This is a genomic window from Pseudomonas sp. ML2-2023-3 (assembly GCF_037055275.1).
Lineage (GTDB): Bacteria > Pseudomonadota > Gammaproteobacteria > Pseudomonadales > Pseudomonadaceae > Aquipseudomonas.
The window spans coordinates 4,297,182-4,313,321 of sequence record NZ_CP146343.1; the positions used below are offsets into that span (position 1 = coordinate 4,297,182).

At 58.5% G+C, this 16,140-nt stretch carries 17 protein-coding genes; 10 read left to right on the forward strand and 7 right to left on the reverse strand.

Translation table 11 applies throughout. The annotated features are described in order from the left end of the window. Positions 1-516: 516 nt before the first annotated feature. From V6P94_RS19810 to V6P94_RS19825, 4 genes are read left to right on the forward strand one after another with little or no spacing between them, the layout of a single operon-like run. Entirely contained in the window at positions 517-1,038 is a 522-nt protein-coding gene (locus V6P94_RS19810) for a DUF3304 domain-containing protein (RefSeq protein WP_133075985.1), read from the forward strand. Then, entirely contained in the window at positions 1,023-1,556 is a 534-nt protein-coding gene (locus V6P94_RS19815; protein ID WP_338648406.1) for a DUF3304 domain-containing protein, read from the forward strand. Before V6P94_RS19810 ends, V6P94_RS19815 begins: the two co-directional genes overlap by 16 nt. Then, positions 1,541-3,838, forward strand: a complete 2,298-nt coding sequence (locus tag V6P94_RS19820; RefSeq protein WP_338648408.1) for a DUF2235 domain-containing protein — start codon at positions 1,541-1,543, stop codon at positions 3,836-3,838. The genes V6P94_RS19815 and V6P94_RS19820 overlap by 16 nt, the downstream gene beginning before the upstream one ends. Beyond that, the gene (locus V6P94_RS19825) at positions 3,787-4,119 is read left to right on the forward strand and encodes a hypothetical protein (protein ID WP_338648410.1); all 333 of its coding nucleotides are present in this window, start codon (positions 3,787-3,789) and stop codon (positions 4,117-4,119) included. The genes V6P94_RS19820 and V6P94_RS19825 overlap by 52 nt, the downstream gene beginning before the upstream one ends. Positions 4,120-4,153: 34 nt before the next feature. Here V6P94_RS19825 and V6P94_RS19830 read toward each other — a convergent pair whose 3' ends face one another. Further along, on the reverse strand, positions 4,154-5,710 hold the full coding sequence (locus V6P94_RS19830) for a sigma 54-interacting transcriptional regulator (RefSeq protein WP_133079024.1): 1,557 nt from the start codon (positions 5,708-5,710) through the stop codon (positions 4,154-4,156). 362 nt (positions 5,711-6,072) lie between these two features. On the opposite strand from V6P94_RS19830, the gene phhA reads away from it, so the two are divergent. The 6 genes from phhA (at position 6,073) to V6P94_RS19860 (ending at position 10,316) form a co-directional block, all read left to right on the forward strand. Beyond that, positions 6,073-6,864, forward strand: coding sequence for a phenylalanine 4-monooxygenase (gene phhA / locus V6P94_RS19835; protein WP_133079023.1), 792 nt, complete (start codon positions 6,073-6,075; stop codon positions 6,862-6,864). A gap of 45 nt (positions 6,865-6,909) precedes the next feature. After that, positions 6,910-7,266, forward strand: a complete 357-nt coding sequence (locus V6P94_RS19840) for a 4a-hydroxytetrahydrobiopterin dehydratase (RefSeq protein ID WP_048360736.1) — start codon at positions 6,910-6,912, stop codon at positions 7,264-7,266. Then, a complete protein-coding gene (locus V6P94_RS19845) occupies positions 7,266-8,462 on the forward strand; it encodes an amino acid aminotransferase (RefSeq protein WP_405046706.1) in 1,197 nt (398 codons plus the stop codon). The genes V6P94_RS19840 and V6P94_RS19845 overlap by 1 nt, the downstream gene beginning before the upstream one ends. A gap of 239 nt (positions 8,463-8,701) precedes the next feature. Continuing rightward, positions 8,702-8,833: a hypothetical protein gene (locus V6P94_RS19850; RefSeq protein ID WP_257623040.1), complete on the forward strand. Its 132-nt coding sequence runs from the start codon at positions 8,702-8,704 to the stop codon at positions 8,831-8,833. A gap of 86 nt (positions 8,834-8,919) precedes the next feature. Beyond that, positions 8,920-9,096 carry a hypothetical protein gene (locus V6P94_RS19855; protein WP_019828784.1) on the forward strand — a complete coding sequence of 59 codons (177 nt, stop codon included), beginning with the start codon at positions 8,920-8,922 and terminating at the stop codon, positions 9,094-9,096. Between the two features lie 35 nt (positions 9,097-9,131). Then, positions 9,132-10,316, forward strand: coding sequence for an MFS transporter (locus V6P94_RS19860; protein ID WP_219262959.1), 1,185 nt, complete (start codon positions 9,132-9,134; stop codon positions 10,314-10,316). A gap of 5 nt (positions 10,317-10,321) precedes the next feature. Here the strand turns inward: V6P94_RS19860 and arfB are convergent, their stop codons facing one another. The 6 genes from arfB to V6P94_RS19890 all read right to left on the reverse strand — a co-directional run bounded on the left by arfB (position 10,322) and on the right by V6P94_RS19890 (position 16,140). Continuing rightward, positions 10,322-10,735: an alternative ribosome rescue aminoacyl-tRNA hydrolase ArfB gene (gene arfB, locus V6P94_RS19865; protein ID WP_019828782.1), complete on the reverse strand. Its 414-nt coding sequence runs from the start codon at positions 10,733-10,735 to the stop codon at positions 10,322-10,324. Between the two features lie 90 nt (positions 10,736-10,825). After that, positions 10,826-12,244: an amino acid permease gene (locus V6P94_RS19870; RefSeq protein ID WP_133079020.1), complete on the reverse strand. Its 1,419-nt coding sequence runs from the start codon at positions 12,242-12,244 to the stop codon at positions 10,826-10,828. A gap of 561 nt (positions 12,245-12,805) precedes the next feature. Next, a complete protein-coding gene (gene rluB / locus V6P94_RS19875; protein ID WP_133079019.1) occupies positions 12,806-14,002 on the reverse strand; it encodes a 23S rRNA pseudouridine(2605) synthase RluB in 1,197 nt (398 codons plus the stop codon). 144 nt (positions 14,003-14,146) lie between these two features. Beyond that, a complete protein-coding gene (locus V6P94_RS19880) occupies positions 14,147-14,338 on the reverse strand; it encodes a DUF1289 domain-containing protein (RefSeq protein WP_338648423.1) in 192 nt (63 codons plus the stop codon). Between the two features lie 116 nt (positions 14,339-14,454). Further along, on the reverse strand, positions 14,455-15,429 hold the full coding sequence (scpB, locus tag V6P94_RS19885; protein WP_338648425.1) for an SMC-Scp complex subunit ScpB: 975 nt from the start codon (positions 15,427-15,429) through the stop codon (positions 14,455-14,457). A 12-nt stretch (positions 15,430-15,441) separates the two neighbouring features. Further along, the gene (locus tag V6P94_RS19890; protein ID WP_162207958.1) at positions 15,442-16,140 is read right to left on the reverse strand and encodes a ScpA family protein; all 699 of its coding nucleotides are present in this window, start codon (positions 16,138-16,140) and stop codon (positions 15,442-15,444) included.

Consider the following 16,140-nt stretch of genomic DNA (forward strand, 5'->3'; position numbering starts at 1 on the left):
AAGATCAGCGGGATGAAAACGGCGGGGTTATGCCGGTTGCGGCAATGCATGGCCAGAAACGTGTCGCTGACGAGGCAAAAACCGCAAAGCCTTGCGCATCTCTTGCCCCCAACCTGCCTCTGACAACCCTGGCGCCGACAATTCACGCAAACGCTCGGTATTAACCAGTGCGCAATAAGTTGCACACTTATTACAAGAACAAACTGGCGAACAGTTATCTGCCGACTAAAAGACAAGAAACCGAACAGTACTGCGCAACTTCTTGCGCACTTTTATAAGTTTCGTTTATTTGTTTAAACACTTCACCCCCCTGCATTGGCAAACTTATATCAACAGCCCAAAGAGCATTGATTTTATCGACATCAGACTTGATAGTTACAAGACGCCCGAACTTCAGCCGCGCTCGCGGGCATCTTAATAATCTCACTGATACTTCAAAGACACTTGGCAAACACCCACTGGCATTGCACTGGGCGCTGTTCTTTCAATAAGCCTGACAAGAGACAAGACCCACTCATGAACCGCTTGCATCTTTTGATATCAATCAGCGCCCTCTTGCTACAGGGCTGTGCCGACGCCTTGCCTGACCGACTGGGCGCGCCAATCGAGGGCTATAGCCATACCTCGGCGGCGATCAACCGGTTTTCGGTCAATGGCAATGGCGGGCCCAACATCAGCCCCTATGGCGGCGGCGCCAAACAGAACTGCTGCGCCACGCTTCCCGTGAAATGGCACCCCGGTTTGACCGTGGTGGTCGAGTGGGTGAAAGACCCTAATCCACATGCATATGCCGACTGGCCCAAGCCCCGCTATTCCGATGCCTGGTCCAAGGCCGCTCAAGAGCACGAAGCTCAATACACCCGCCATCGCGCCGTTGTCGCAGTGGCTCCGTATGAAGAGCTGGGGGCAATAGATGTGCATTTTCTGCCCTGTAATCAGGTGGCTGTATCAGCAGTTGCAGCTCTCCCCGGCCAGCCAGGTTACCCATTTAACTTCCCTCAAAAAATGCAGGAGCCCGCCACATGTCCGAAACCATGACTCGCTCACTGCTGGTGATGTTTATCGCCGGGATTGCGCTACAGGGCTGTGCCGACTCCCTGCCTGACCGACTGGGTGCGCCAATCGAGGGATATAGCCATACCTCGGCGGCGATCAACCGGTTTTCGGTCAATCGTAATGGCGGGCCCAATATCAGCCCCTATGGCGGCGGCGGCAAACAGAACTGCTGCGCCACGCTTCCCGTGAAATGGCACCCCGGCTTGACCGTAGTGGTCGAGTGGGAAAAAGACCCTGATCCGTATGCCTACGGAAGATGGCCTGAGCCGATGTTTTCTGATGGGTGGCGAAAACGTATGGATGAGCACGAAACCCACTACACCCGCCATCGCGCTGTTGCCGCTGTTGCGCCGTATGAAGATCTGGGACTTGTGAACGTGCATTTCTTGCCGTGTAACCAGGTCGCGGTATCGGCTGGAGCGACCTATCCCGGCCTGCCGGATTATCCGTTTCATTACCCTCAAAAAATGCAGGAGCCTGCCACATGTCCGAAACCATGACGCCGCGCCCTAAAAGATCCACTGGCGAATTTCTCAGCCTGACCCCCGACTTCAAAATGGGCGGGCTTTTACCCCAAACACCGGGAGATGTGCTTTTCAATTATCGAAAGCAACAGCAAGCCTTCGACCCGTTCGAACAACAAGCAATGGACGCTGCTCATGCAGCCGGATGGGCTTACGCGGGCCGGCCCTGTATGCAAATCGTGACGATCACCCTTTGCTTTGACGGCACCAACAACCATGAACCAACAGACAGCCTGGCTTTGCCTTCGACCACTACCAATGTGGCACGCCTGTATCACGCAAGTTTAGGCAGGGATGACAAGGAAACGTCTGAGAATGAAGGCTTCTATGCCTATTACATGCAAGGCGTTGGCACCGAGTTCAAGGAAATAGGCGAATTCAAACCAGATAGCCAAGGTTTGACGATGTCGACAGGCGGAGAGAACCGGATCAACTGGGGGCTGACCCGTTTGATAGATGCGCTGAAAAAAGCGTGCCATCAAAAGCCGCCGACCATGTCGGAAAGCTACGCTCTGGTACAAAAAATGGGCACCAGTCTCACCGAAGATATGCTCGCAGCTTCGGTCTTCAAAAACAGCTATACCCGCCGCAAGGAAGTGTTGGCCCAGCCCCTGGCCGAACTCAAAGCCCAGATCGACGCCGCTCATGCCGGCAAGACCATCCCGACCATCAAGACCATACGCCTGTTCGTGTACGGCTTTTCACGGGGCGCCGCCCAGGCGCGGGCATTTGCCAACTGGCTGGAAGCCCTGACCAAGGTCGAAGTGGAAGGCACCACTTGCTACCTGTTTGCCGGACTGCCGATCAAGATTGTGTTCATGGGGCTGTTCGACACTGTGGCCTCAGTGGGTATCCCCTATCTGGCGCCATTTGCCGCAGGCCACATGGGCTGGGCCGACGGCACCCTGCGCCTGTCCGACTCCGAAGAATTTCTGGAGCGCTGCGTGCATATGGTGGCAGCCCACGAGCAGCGCAGTTGCTTTCCCCTGGACTCGATCCGGCGCCAGGCCGATCCGGATGACCCGAACTGCCTGTCCACCTATCGCAACGGCACCACGGAATATATCTACCCCGGCATGCACTCCGACGTTGGCGGCGGCTACCCGCCCGGCGATCAGGGCAAAGCTGCAGCAGGTGGCCATGAGGTGTTATCGCAAATTGCCCTGCATCATATGTACAGCGAGGCGTACAAGGTTGGGGCGCCATTGCAGGCCCCGCAGTCGGCACTAGGCGCTGAGTTGGAAGTACGATGGCCGTGGTTAGTTATGGCCGGATCAACAGCCCGAGAATACGACGTCGACCCCACCCTGATCGAACGTTTCAACACCTGGCTCGACAATATGGACAACGGCCCGCTGGAAGAGGTCATGGCCCGCGAGGCCGGGGTGATTACCGGTTGGCGCATCAGCCGTTACGCCATGAACTGGATCAAGTGGACGAGTCTCAATCGGCGGGTGCTGCAAAACGGCCCCACGAGCGATATGAACGGCGACGAAGTCGACGCGTTCGAGGCCCTGCACGCCATGCAGCTCGAAGAAGATGCCGCCCTGCGCGCCGGCTCTAAAGCGCCGGTCTGGTCCGACGCCGAGCTGGCGTCGCAAAAAAAACATCAAGCCACAAAAGAGGCTTATGAAAAGCGCACCGGCACCCAACCTGCCGCCTCGTTCAACACCAGCAAAGTGTTCGAGCCCAACCTGGATTACCGCCAGTTGAGCAACGCCATGGCCGACTTTCGGCGCGACTACGTGCCGGAGTGGAACCTGACCTTGAGCGAGATGATCAGCTTTGGCACCCTCGCCAACACCCTGGTGGGCGGGCTGGTGTATATGACCAACGGCCAGGATGAGGCCGAGCACTATGCCAAGCTGCGCCAGGCCGGTGAAGAAAATTACGCCCTGCTGTTCGGCGCCAACGGCAAGCCGGTGAACGACAAAGCCTGGGCGATCGTGGGCCTGTTTGACGAGCATGTGCATGATTCCCGCGCCTGGTTCATGAACGCGGCCTTGAACGAGCGGGAGGTGTTTAGCGACTACTTTCGGTACCGCGGGATCTTCTTCGACACTCAATCCAACAACGAACTGTCGCTGCTGGTGAACGTTGGGCGTGTGGTGGGCGTGGCCCTGGCGGTGGCCAGTGTCGGCCTGACGATCAGGCGCCAGAACCCGCGTTATCTGGTGGGGCTGATTCTGCCAAGCCTGGGCACCCGGTGCTTCGCGGCAAGGTGGAGTTCCCGTTTATCAGTGCGTTTGACACCGTGACCCGCCTGTCACTGCCGATGATCGAAAACATAGAAACCGTATGCGCCTTTACCAAAAACACCGGCGACGCAGTGAAAGCGGCCCAGGCGCTGCCCGTGCCACCTGCACTGACCGAAAAAACCGCCACTACGGATAATTTGATTGCGATCCTCAAGGCCGCGCAAGCACTTGAAGCCAACAACCTGCTGGAACAAGCGCTGCAAACACAAACACCCCAGGCCGAGCCAACCAAAGGCTGGCTGGATCAGGCAAAGGGCGTGGCGGGAAGTTTCAAGGGCTAGTTACCGAGCACTCCCCAAGGCGACACCTCACACACTAGCCCGGCTTGATGATGTCGTACTCACGCAGCTTGTTGGCGATGGTGGTGTGGGAAACCCCCAGTCGCTTGCCCAGCAATCGGCTGCTGGGGTGCTCGGAATACAGTTGCTCCAGCACCGCCTTTTCGAAACGACCGACAATGTGGTCCAACCCGCCTTCCAGCGAGAACTCGCCCAGCGGCTGGCGCACGCCGTAGTCCGGCAGGCGAATATGCTCGGCCTTGACCACGCCGCCATCACACAGCGAAACCGCCTGGAACAGCACGTTCTCCAATTGACGCACATTGCCGGGCCAGTGGTAGTGGCTCAAGCGGTCCATTGCGGCAGGCGCCAGACGCGGCAGCGAACAACCAATCTGCCGGCTGGCCTGATCCAGGAAGTGCTCGACCAGAGGCTCCAGCCCATCAAGGCAATCGCGCAGCGGCGGAATATGCAGGGACAGCACGTTGAGCCGATGGTAGAGGTCCTGGCGAAACTCCCCGCGGGCGCACAGCTCGGACAGGTCGACCTGGGTGGCGCACATTACCCGCACATCCAGATACACCTCTTCATCACTGCCCACACGCCGAAAGCAGCCATCCTGCAAAAAGCGCAGCAGTTTGACCTGCAAGCGCGGACTCATCTCGCCTACACCATCAAGAAACAACGTACCGCCTGCTGTCAGCTCAAGCAGGCCGAGCTTGCCTTCGGCCCGTGCGCCTTCAAATGCCCCCGGCCCATACCCGAACAGCTCGGTTTCAGCCATCGACTCGGGCAGCCCGGCACAGTTGAGCGCCATCAGTGGCGACTGCCCACGGGGGCTGGCCAGGTGGCAGGCGCGCGCCAGCAGCTCTTTGCCGGTGCCGGTTTCGCCTTCTATCAAGAGAGGCGCGTCCAGTGGCGCCATGCGCCGGGCTTCACGCACCACGGCAGCCATGACTTTGGAGCTTTGGAAAATACTGTCGAAGCCTCGCAACTCCTGTTTGCGCACGTTGTAGATTTGCTCGCCCACGCGGTCGGCACGGTGCAGGGTCAAGACGGCACCGGCCATCGCTTCGCTTTCATCGTGCTCCAGTTGCAAGGGCGCAATGTCAGCCAGGTATACAAGCCCCTTGATCTTGACCCGCAAGCCGTTGATCCGCGACTTGTTGACCCGCACCAGCTCGGGCAGGTCGAAGTCTTCGGCATAACGGGACAGGGAAATGCCCGGCACCTCGTCGACCCGTACCCCCAGCAACTGCGCAGCCGCACGGTTGGCGGCGACGATGCAGCCTCCCATGTCAATGGACAGCACCGGAAACTCCAGGGCCCCGAGCAAGGCATTGAGCTCCATATGCCTGCGCTCACTGGGCATCAAACCTACGCGCTTGACTCCGAACACTCCGGCGATGGTTTCAAACTTCGGACGCAGGGCCTGGAACTGCAGGTTGATCAGATTGGGGCAGTACAGATAAATCGCGTTGCCCTGATCGCCCCCGACCTCCCCCCGCTTCACGTTGATGCCGTAGGCGACCAACAGGTTAAGGATGTCGCGAAGGATGCCAATCCGGTTTTGGCAGTGGACTTTGATACGCATGGGGATGGCTCGGCAGTTCCTGAAAATGAAGATCAAAGGTGGGAGCGGGCTTGCTCGCGATTCAGGCACCGCGATCTGGCGGGTACACCTCATGGCTGCAATCGCGAACAAGCCCGCTCCCATATTTGGGGATATTTAATGCGCTGGCAGGCATTTCATCGTCACGATTTTGTGACAGTTGCGCTGTTTAAAACTGAGCAATGACAGCCAAACTCTCACATCGTAACGAATACTTTACGAATAATCGCCATCATCCCAGCATTACTGGCTTTAGGCTAGCTGCACGGAGCAATCACTTGGGGTATCACTAAGGCATCGCAACAACACCGAATAATAAAAACGATTTCCTTGCGGAGAGCCCCATGAAGCAAACGAAATACGTCGCCCGTGAGCCGGATGCCAATGGCTTTATCGACTACACACCTGCCGAACACGCGGTGTGGAATACGCTGATCACCCGTCAGCTCAAACTGCTGGAAGGCCGCGCCTGCCCAGAGTACATGCAAGGCATCGAAAAGCTGGGCCTGCCCCACGATCGCATCCCGCAACTGAGCGAAATCAATCAGGTACTGGGTGCCACCACTGGCTGGCAAGTTGCCCGCGTTCCCGCACTGATCCCCTTCCAGACCTTCTTTGAATTGCTGGCCAATAAGCAGTTCCCGGTAGCGACCTTCATTCGCACCCCTGAAGAGCTGGATTACCTTCAAGAGCCAGACATTTTCCACGAGATTTTCGGCCACTGCCCGCTGCTCACCAACCCGTGGTTTGCCGAGTTCACCCACACCTACGGCAAGCTGGGGCTGCAAGCGAGCAAGGAACAACGGGTGTATCTGGCCCGGCTGTACTGGATGACCATCGAGTTTGGCCTGGTGGACACCCCGGAAGGCAAACGCATTTATGGCGGCGGGATTCTTTCGTCGCCCAAAGAAACGGTTTACAGCCTGTCGTCAGAACCGGAACATCAGGCCTTCGATCCGCTGGAAGCCATGCGCACGCCGTATCGCATCGATATTTTGCAGCCGCTGTATTTTGTCCTGCCGGACTTGAAGCGTCTGTTTGATCTGGCCCACGAAGACATCATGGGCATGGTCGAAAAAGGCATGACAATGGGCCTGCATGCGCCCAAATTTGCGCCTAAACCGAAAGCGGCATAACACGTCTTTTTACATATCAATAAAAACTGAATTCAGGAATCCACCATGAACGCACTGAACCAAGCCCACTGCGAAGCCTGCCGCGCCGATGCTCCACAGGTCAGCGACGAAGAACTGCCGGTACTGATCAAGCAAATTCCGGATTGGAACATCGAAGTTCGCGACGGCATCATGCAGCTGGAAAAGGTCTTTCTGTTCAAGAACTTCAAGTTCGCACTGGCCTTCACCAATGCCGTGGGCGAAATCGCAGAAGCCGAAGGCCATCACCCTGGCCTGCTGACCGAGTGGGGCTCGGTGACCGTGACCTGGTGGAGCCACTCGATCAAGGGCCTGCACCGCAACGATTTCATCATGGCCGCACGCACTGACGAAGTCGCCAAAACCGCTGAAGGCCGCAAATAATGCACTTCGACGCCATAGGTCGGGTACCGGGCGACCCGATTCTCGGTTTGATGGACGCCTATCAGCAAGACAGCAACCCGGACAAGTTCGACCTGGGCGTGGGCGTCTACAAGGACGCCAATGGCCTGACGCCGATCTTGCAGTCGGTCAAGAAAGCCGAACAGCGCCTGGTCGATCAGCAGCTGACCAAAACCTATATCGGCGGTCATGGCGACAGCCGTTTTGGGCAATTGATCAGCGAGCTGGTACTGGGTGAGGGCTCGCCGCTGCTGGCGGGCAAACGTGCGGGAGCCACCCAAACCCCGGGCGGCACCGGCGCGCTGCGCCTGAGCGCCGACTTCATCGCGCAATGCCTGCCGGGCCGGGGCATCTGGCTGAGCGATCCGACATGGCCGATCCATGAAACCATCTTTGCCGCTGCCGGGCTGAAGATCAGCCACTACCCGTATGTGGGCCGTGACAACAAGCTCAACGTCGCGGCGATGCTTCAGGCACTGGAACACGCGCCAAAAGGCGATGTGGTTCTGCTTCACGCCTGCTGCCACAACCCGACCGGTTTCGACCTGTCCCAGGCTGACTGGCTGCAGGTGCTGGAGGTGGTACGCCGTCGCGAACTGCTGCCGCTGATCGACTTCGCTTACCAGGGCTTCGGTGACGGCCTGCAGGAAGATGCCTGGTCAACTCGCCTGTTCGTCAGCGAATTGCCGGAAGTGCTGATCACCAGTTCATGCTCGAAGAACTTCGGCCTGTACCGCGAGCGGGTTGGCGCCTTGATCGTGTGTGCCAATGATGCCGAAAAGCTGACGGATATCCGCAGCCAGCTGGCCTACCTGGCGCGCAACCTGTGGTCCAACCCGCCGGATCATGGTGCGGCGGTGGTCGCAACCATCCTCGGCGATGCAGCGCTTAAAAACCTGTGGATCGACGAAGTGGAAGCCATGCGCAGCCGCATCGCGCACTTGCGCAGCGGGCTTGTGGAAGCACTGGCGCCATTCGGGCTGGCCGAACACTTCGCTCACATCAATGAGCAACGCGGAATGTTTTCCTACACCGGCCTGACTCAGGAACAAGTCCAGTTGTTGCGCGAGAAACACAGCGTCTACATGGTCGGTTCTGGCCGCGCCAACATGGCCGGCGTCGACGGCACCCGCCTGAGCCTGCTGGCCAAGGCGATTGCGCAGGTTTGTACCCGTTGATTTTGTACTGATCCTGTACCTGTAGTCGCTGCCGAAGGCTGCGAAGGGTTGCGGAGCAACCCGTTGTCTCGAGCTCACCGCAGCCTTCACGCAGCCTTCGGCAGCGACTACAGGGTTCTTACGCCGCCAGATGAAATTTCGATACAATTCCCCCCAGACGCAATAAAAAGACAAATTGTCACACTCTGTCCTGTATCCTTAGCAAGCTACTTAAAACACACCTTGCGAGGAGCGCGACGATGCACGAGATCCCAAACCTCCCCTTCCCAAGCCTGCACGAAACCGAGCAGCCAGTCCCGCAACACACCAGTGGCGAAATAAGCGCTCTGGATGAGGCCTCAGAAAGCCTCCAGGCCGACAGCGAAGACTGACGGCTCACAATCAGACGGTGCGAAAAGCATCTTGTTTTTCATACCGTCTGACACAATCGCTCCACCCCCCTATTCCGGATTCAAGCGTGACTGACACTTTCAGCGAAACCCAAGCCAGCGTCCTGATCGGCACCGCCGAAAAAATGATCGACCTCTGGGAGCGTCTCAGCCCCGAGAAGCAAGCAACCTTGCTCAAGCGTTTCGGCACCCAGGAAAACGCCTTGGCCGCTTTAATCGCGACACAATTGGTTGCACCATTGTAATCTGCGTCAACCGCACCCCGCAGGACCCCTACCCCATGCCTGAAACACAGCGTCCTATGGCGATCACCCTGCAAGTGGTCTCCATCGTTCTGTTCACCTTTATTGGCTATTTGAATATCGGCATTCCGCTGGCCGTGCTGCCCGGATACGTACACAACCACCTGGGCTATGGCACCGTCATCGCCGGGCTGGTGATCAGTGTGCAATATCTGGCCACGTTGCTGAGCCGCCCCTACGCCAGCCGCATCATCGACAACCTGGGCAGCAAGCGCGCCGTGATGTACGGCCTGGCGGGCTGCGGCCTGAGCGGCGTCTTCATGCTGGCTTCCAGCTGGCTGACCGCGATGCCGGCGCTTAGCCTTGCCAGCCTGCTGGTCGGACGCCTGGTATTGGGCAGCGCCGAAAGCCTGGTGGGCTCAGGCTCCATCGGCTGGGGCATTGGCCGGGTCGGCGCGGCCAACACCGCCAAGGTGATTTCCTGGAACGGCATCGCCAGTTACGGGGCCATTGCCATTGGCGCGCCATTAGGCGTGGTGATGGTCGGGCACTTGGGCATGTGGAGCATGGGCGTAAGCATTATATTGCTGGCGCTGGTGGGCTTGCTGCTGGCATGGCCCAAGCGGGCAGCACCCATCGTCAGCGGTGTGCGACTGCCGTTCCTGCATGTCCTGGGGCGCGTGTTCCCCCACGGGGCCGGGCTGGCATTGGGCTCGATCGGCTTTGGCACCATTGCGACCTTCATCACCCTTTACTACGCGACCAATAACTGGGAAAACGCGGTGCTGTGCCTTAGCCTGTTCGGTGCAAGCTTTATCGGTGCACGCCTGGTGTTCGGCAATTTTATCAACAGGATCGGCGGTTTTCGGGTGGCGATTGCCTGCCTGAGCGTCGAGACCCTGGGCCTGCTGTTGCTGTGGCTGGCACCGAACCCGCAACTGGCACTGGCGGGCGCGGCCCTGAGCGGTTTCGGCTTCTCGCTGGTGTTCCCGGCGCTGGGGGTTGAAGCCGTCAACCTGGTGCCCGCCTCCAGCCGCGGTGCGGCCGTGGGCGCGTACTCGCTGTTCATCGATCTGTCACTGGGCATTACCGGCCCGCTGGTGGGCGCTGTGGCGGCAGGTTTTGGCTTTGCTTCGATCTTCTTGTTCGCGGCACTGGCAGCGTTCAGTGGATTGCTGCTGAGTGTTTATCTGTATCGCCAGGCTCAGAGAGCCCGAGCCTGACCCCTTCAGAAATCTACTTTGCCCCGCCCTGCCTTGATGCTGCCACGCTTGGTCTTTGATTCCAGGCGACGCTTCTTCGAACCCAGGGTCGGCTTGGTCGGACGGCGCTTTTTCTCCACCTTGGTCGCACTGACGATCAACTCCACCAGACGCTCCAGCGCATCCGCCCGGTTTTGTTCCTGGGTGCGGTATTGCTGAGCCTTGATGATCAGCACGCCATCACTGGTGATCCGACTGTCGCGCAGCGCCAGCAGCCGCTCCTTGTAAAACGGCGGCAACGACGAGTTGGGTATATCGAAGCGCAAATGCATGGCGCTCGACACCTTGTTGACGTTCTGCCCGCCCGCACCCTGGGCGCGAATTGCCGTCAGTTCGATCTCGGCATCGGGGATGTGCACGTTATTGGAAATCACCAGCATCAAAAATGGGTCCGTCTTCGGGGCGTGCAGGATACCCCACAAACAACAAACCCGGCGCAATGGCCGGGTTTGTCGGATTAACCGCTCAGCTTATTTGGCAGAGCTGTAAGCCGCAGCCGATGCCTGCACCGCGCGCTTGTTTTTGATCAGGTAGCACACCCACATAAAGACCACCCACACCGGAATCGCATACACCGACACGCGAATCCCCGGGATCAACAACATGATCACCAGAATGAACGCTACAAATGCCAGGCAGATGTAGTTGCCGTATGGATACCACAAGGCCTTGAACAGCGGGACTTGCGCCGTTTTGTCCATGTGCTGGCGGAACTTGACGTGGGAGAAGCTGATCATCGCCCAGTTGATCACCAGGGTGGCCACTACCAGGGACATCAGCAGTTCCAGCGCATCGTGTGGCATCAGGTAGTTGAGCAGGACCGCAATCACCGTGACGGCAGCCGAAGCCAGGATCGAGTTGACCGGCACACCGCGCTTGTCGATTTTGGCCAGCACTTTGGGTGCGTCACCCTGCTGAGCCATACCCAACAGCATGCGGCTGTTGCAGTAGGTGCCGCTGTTGTACACCGACAACGCTGCGGTCAGGACCACAAAGTTGAGGATATGGGCCGCCGTGTTGCTGCCCAGCATCGAGAACACTTGCACGAACGGGCTGCTGCTGTAGCTGTCGCCACCGGCGTTGAGGGTTTCAAGCAACGAGTCCCACGGGGTCAACGACAGCAGAACCACCAGGGCACCGATGTAGAAAATCAGGATGCGGTAGATCACCTGATTGATCGCCTTGGGGATCACGGTGCGCGGCTTGTCGGCTTCTGCTGCGGTGAAACCGAGCATTTCCAGACCGCCGAAGGAGAACATGATAAAGGCCATGGCCATGATCAGACCGGTCGTCCCGTTCGGGAAAAAGCCGCCGTGCTCCCACAAGTTGCTGACCGATGCCTGAGGACCGCCACTGCCGCTGACCAGCAGGTAGCTGCCAAGGGCGATCATGCCGACGATCGCCACGACCTTGATGATCGCGAACCAGAACTCGGCCTCGCCAAACACTTTGACGTTGGTCAGGTTGATGAGGTTGATCAGGACAAAGAAGGCTGCTGCCGAGGCCCAGGTCGGGATTTCCGGCCACCAGTAGTGCACGTACTTGCCGACGGCGGTCAGTTCCGACATGCCCACCAGAATGTAGAGCACCCAGCAGTTCCAGCCCGACATGAAGCCGGCAAAACCACCCCAGTACTTATGGGCAAAGTGACTGAAAGAACCGGCGACCGGTTCTTCGACGATCATTTCGCCGAGCTGGCGCATGATCATGAAGGCAATGAAGCCGCAGATCGCATAGCCCAGAATCATCGATGGACCGGCTGACTTCAGCACCCCGGCCGAACCGAGGAACAGGCCAGTACCAATCGCGCCACCGAGGGCGATCAGCTGAATATGACGATTTTTCAGGCCGCGTTTAAGCTCGCCCGAATGCGAGGTATTTCCACTCATTGAAAAGGTCCCACACAAGGTTTGATGTGATTCAGTGCGTTGTAGCTTGAGCACCAGAGGCAGTGATCGAAGGGTCTACAACACAAATCAAACCCCAGCGCAGGCGCCAGGAATCCAAGGTTGTTTCACGAGTCATGCGTCACCTGTTTGTTTTTATCTGTGACGGAATCGAACCCGCAACGCTTGTGGCATTGCGGAATTTTCAAGGCGTGCAGCCTTGGCAAAATGCGCGGGTACGCAATTGAGTCACAGTTAAAACGCGGCGCATTGTACACCCGCACGTAGGCAAGATCCCATCACACAGCCGATAGCAAGACGAAACAAGCCGCAATCTATGTAGGAAGTGTCCTAATTCTATAAAACTCGGCAAATTTTCATTACAGCGAAGTAATTTCAGCGGTTTAATGGCGGTAAGTGGCTGAATTCGTATGAATTTGTTGACGAGCTGTAACGATTATTTTCCACCTAATTTATTGCCTGCTGCACCTGCCGAAGGCTTTTTTCAGGCATAAAAAAACGCCAACCCCGAGGGGCTGGCGTTTTTTGTACAGCGCTTAACGCTTACTGCGGCTTGCGACGGCCAAAGCCTGGACGCTGGCCGGAACCGGCCGGAGCGCCACGACGCTTGCCCGACGGTGCATCGTCAACCAGCTTGGGGCCTGAACGGCTTGGCTTGGTTGGACGCTTGTTGACTTCGCTCGGACGCTCGGCAACCGGCGCACCACGACCCGCAGGTACGCGGTCAGTGCGACCTGCCGGCTTGCGTGCCGGACGAGCAGCCTCATCGCGGGCAGGACGCGCCGGGCGCTCGCCTTCGATGTGTGGCTGACGGGCTGGACGCGGAGCCAACGGGGCACCTTCGGCCGGACGCAGAACGCGGGCAACACGATCACCACGAGCCACAGGGCGCGAGGATTTACGCTGCATACGCTCCAGCTTGTCTTTGCTCTTGGCGTTCATCTGCGGCATGGCAACCGGCGTGAGGCCAACTTCAGCACTGAGGATATCAACCTCAAACTGGCTCATTTCGCGCCAGCGACCCATCGGCAGGTCGGAGTTGAGGAACACCGGACCGAAACGCACGCGCTTCAGGCGGCTGACCACCAGGCCCTGGGATTCCCACAGGCGACGTACTTCACGGTTACGGCCTTCCATCACTACGCAGTGGTACCAATGGTTGAAACCTTCGCCGCCCGGAGCCTGCTTGATGTCGGTGAAACGCGCAGGGCCGTCTTCCAGCACAACGCCGGCCTTGAGGCGCTCGATCATCTCGTCATCCACTTCGCCACGTACACGTACCGCGTATTCACGGTCCATTTCGTAGGAAGGGTGCATCAGGCGGTTGGCCAGCTCACCGTCGGTGGTGAACATCAGCAAGCCGGTGGTGTTGATGTCCAGGCGGCCGATGTTGATCCAGCGGCCTTCTTTTGGACGCGGCAGTTTGTCGAACACGGTCGGACGGCCTTCAGGGTCGTCACGGGTGCAGATTTCGCCGTCGGGTTTGTTGTACATGATCACGCGGCGAACCGATTCGGCTGCCTCTTCACGCTTGATCACCTTGCCATCGATGGAGATGGCGTCGTGCAGGTCTACGCGCAGACCCAGGGTTGCATCCTTGCCATTGACCTTGATACGGCCCTGGCTGATCCAACTCTCTACGTCGCGACGCGAGCCAACGCCAATACGGGCGAGGACTTTTTGCAGTTTTTCGCCTGCTGGGCCAATTTCCTGGCTGTCTTTAGGGTCTAGATCACTCATCTGGGCACCTCCCGGTGTGTCAATTCAGGCGAACGCCTGAAGTGTTAAAAATGGGCCTTGGGGCTCTATCGAGCGCCAAAGGGTCGCGAATCATACGCTGATGTTGGCCATTGCGCATCAAAGGCTAGTCACGAAGTGGTCGACTTACTTCTTTTTCCGCCGACCGGTGGCCTCAAACGCCAGCAAACGCAGCGCCGACTCCGCCAGTACTGCACGCTTTTCGTCTTTGCCGGGTTTCTTCCAGGCCTTGATTTCACGCTTGGTGCGCCCGCAACCGATGCAGATGTCATCGGTAAATTTGCAGACGCCGATGCAGGGGTCTTTGGGTGAAGTCATTACTGCCCTCCCACTTATGTGTAGTCGCTGCCGAAGGCTGCCGCAGTACCTTCGTTTTAAAAAGCACGACCCCTGCGGGCTCGATCGCAGCCTTCGGCAGCGACTACAAAGATTTGTCAATCTTGCTGCTCGCGGCGCTCCTGCTCGATGGCTTCAGCCAGTGCCTGAGCCTCACGCTCTTCATCGCTCAAGGCCGATCGCTGCTCAAGGGCCGCAACGGCAGCGCGCAATCGCTCGCGGGCCAGCTCGGCCGCAGAGGGTTGCGCCGGTTGTGGTTGCACCTCTACCTCTACTTCGACCTCTACCGCTACCGCTACCGCTACCGCTACCGCTACCGCTACCTCTGCTTCCGGCTCCGGAACATCGACGGGCACAGCGTCGCGCAGCAAATCGTCAAAGTCGGTCTTGAGACCTTCTTCCATCGAGTCCAGTTCCGTCAGCAGGGTACGGAAGCTGGTTTCATCCTTGGGCTCTTCCGGCTCGGCGCTTTCGTCGGCCAGGGCCTGAAGGTGCGCAGGCACCGGAGCGTCGTCGAAATCGAGGATCGGATCAGGCTCAAGCTCGCGCAACTCGGCCAGCGGCGGCAGTTCGTCGAGGCTCTTGAGGTTGAAGTGATCGAGAAAACCCTTGGTGGTTGCGAACATCGCAGGCTTGCCCGGCACGTCGCGATAGCCCACCACGCGGATCCACTCTCGCTCAAGCAGGGTTTTGACGATGTGGCTGTTAACCGCCACACCTCGCACGTCTTCAATCTCGCCCCGCGTGATGGGCTGGCGATAGGCAATCAGCGCCATGGTTTCAAGCATGGCTCGCGAGTAGCGCTGCGGGCGCTCTTCCCACAAACGCCCGACCCACGGCGAGTACTTTTCTCGAATCTGCAGGCGATAGCCCGAGGCAACTTCCTTGAGTTCAAACGCTCGGCCATCGCAGGATTTGCGCAGCAGTTCCAGGGCCTTCCTGAATACAGGCGGTTCCGGACGCTCACCTTCTTCAAACAGTTCAAACAGGCGCTCAAGGCTTTGCGACTTTCCCGAGGCCAACAGAAAGGCCTCAAGCAAGGAGGCAAGCTCGCGGGGTTCAGTCAAATTCATGGTTTCAGCTCTTTATTCGGCTCTTGCCCGCACATGGATCGGCGCGAAGGGTTCATTTTGCACCAGCTCGACCAGCGACTCCTTGACCAGTTCAAGCACGGCCATAAACGTCACGACCACGCCCAACTTGCCTTCTTCGGCAGTAAACAGCTCGACAAAAGGCACAAAGCCGCCGCCCTTGAGGCGTTCGAGCACGTCGCTCATGCGTTCGCGGGTCGACAGGGCCTCACGGCTGACCTGATGGCTTTCAAACATGTCGGTTCGGCGCAACACTTCAGCCATGGACATCAGCAACTCTTCCAGCGCCACATCCGGCACCAGCTTGCGGGCCCGGGCTTCAGGGGCATCGAGTTTGGGCACAAACACCTCGCGCCCTACCCGGCTCAACCCTTCAATCCCTTCAGCGGCAGCCTTGAAACGCTCGTATTGCTGCAAGCGGCGAATCAGTTCGGCACGGGGGTCGCCCTCGTCCTCTTCGATTTCGACCGAGCGAGGCAACAGCATGCGGGACTTGATCTCGGCCAGCATGGCGGCCATCACCAGGTACTCGGCGGCCAACTCCAGGCGCACGGTTTTCATCAGCTCGACATAACCCATGTACTGGCGGGTGATTTCTGCCACCGGAATGTCGAGGATATCGATGTTTTGCTTGCGGATCAGGTACAGCAGCAGGTCGAGCGGGCCTTCAAAGGCATCGAGGAACACCTCCAG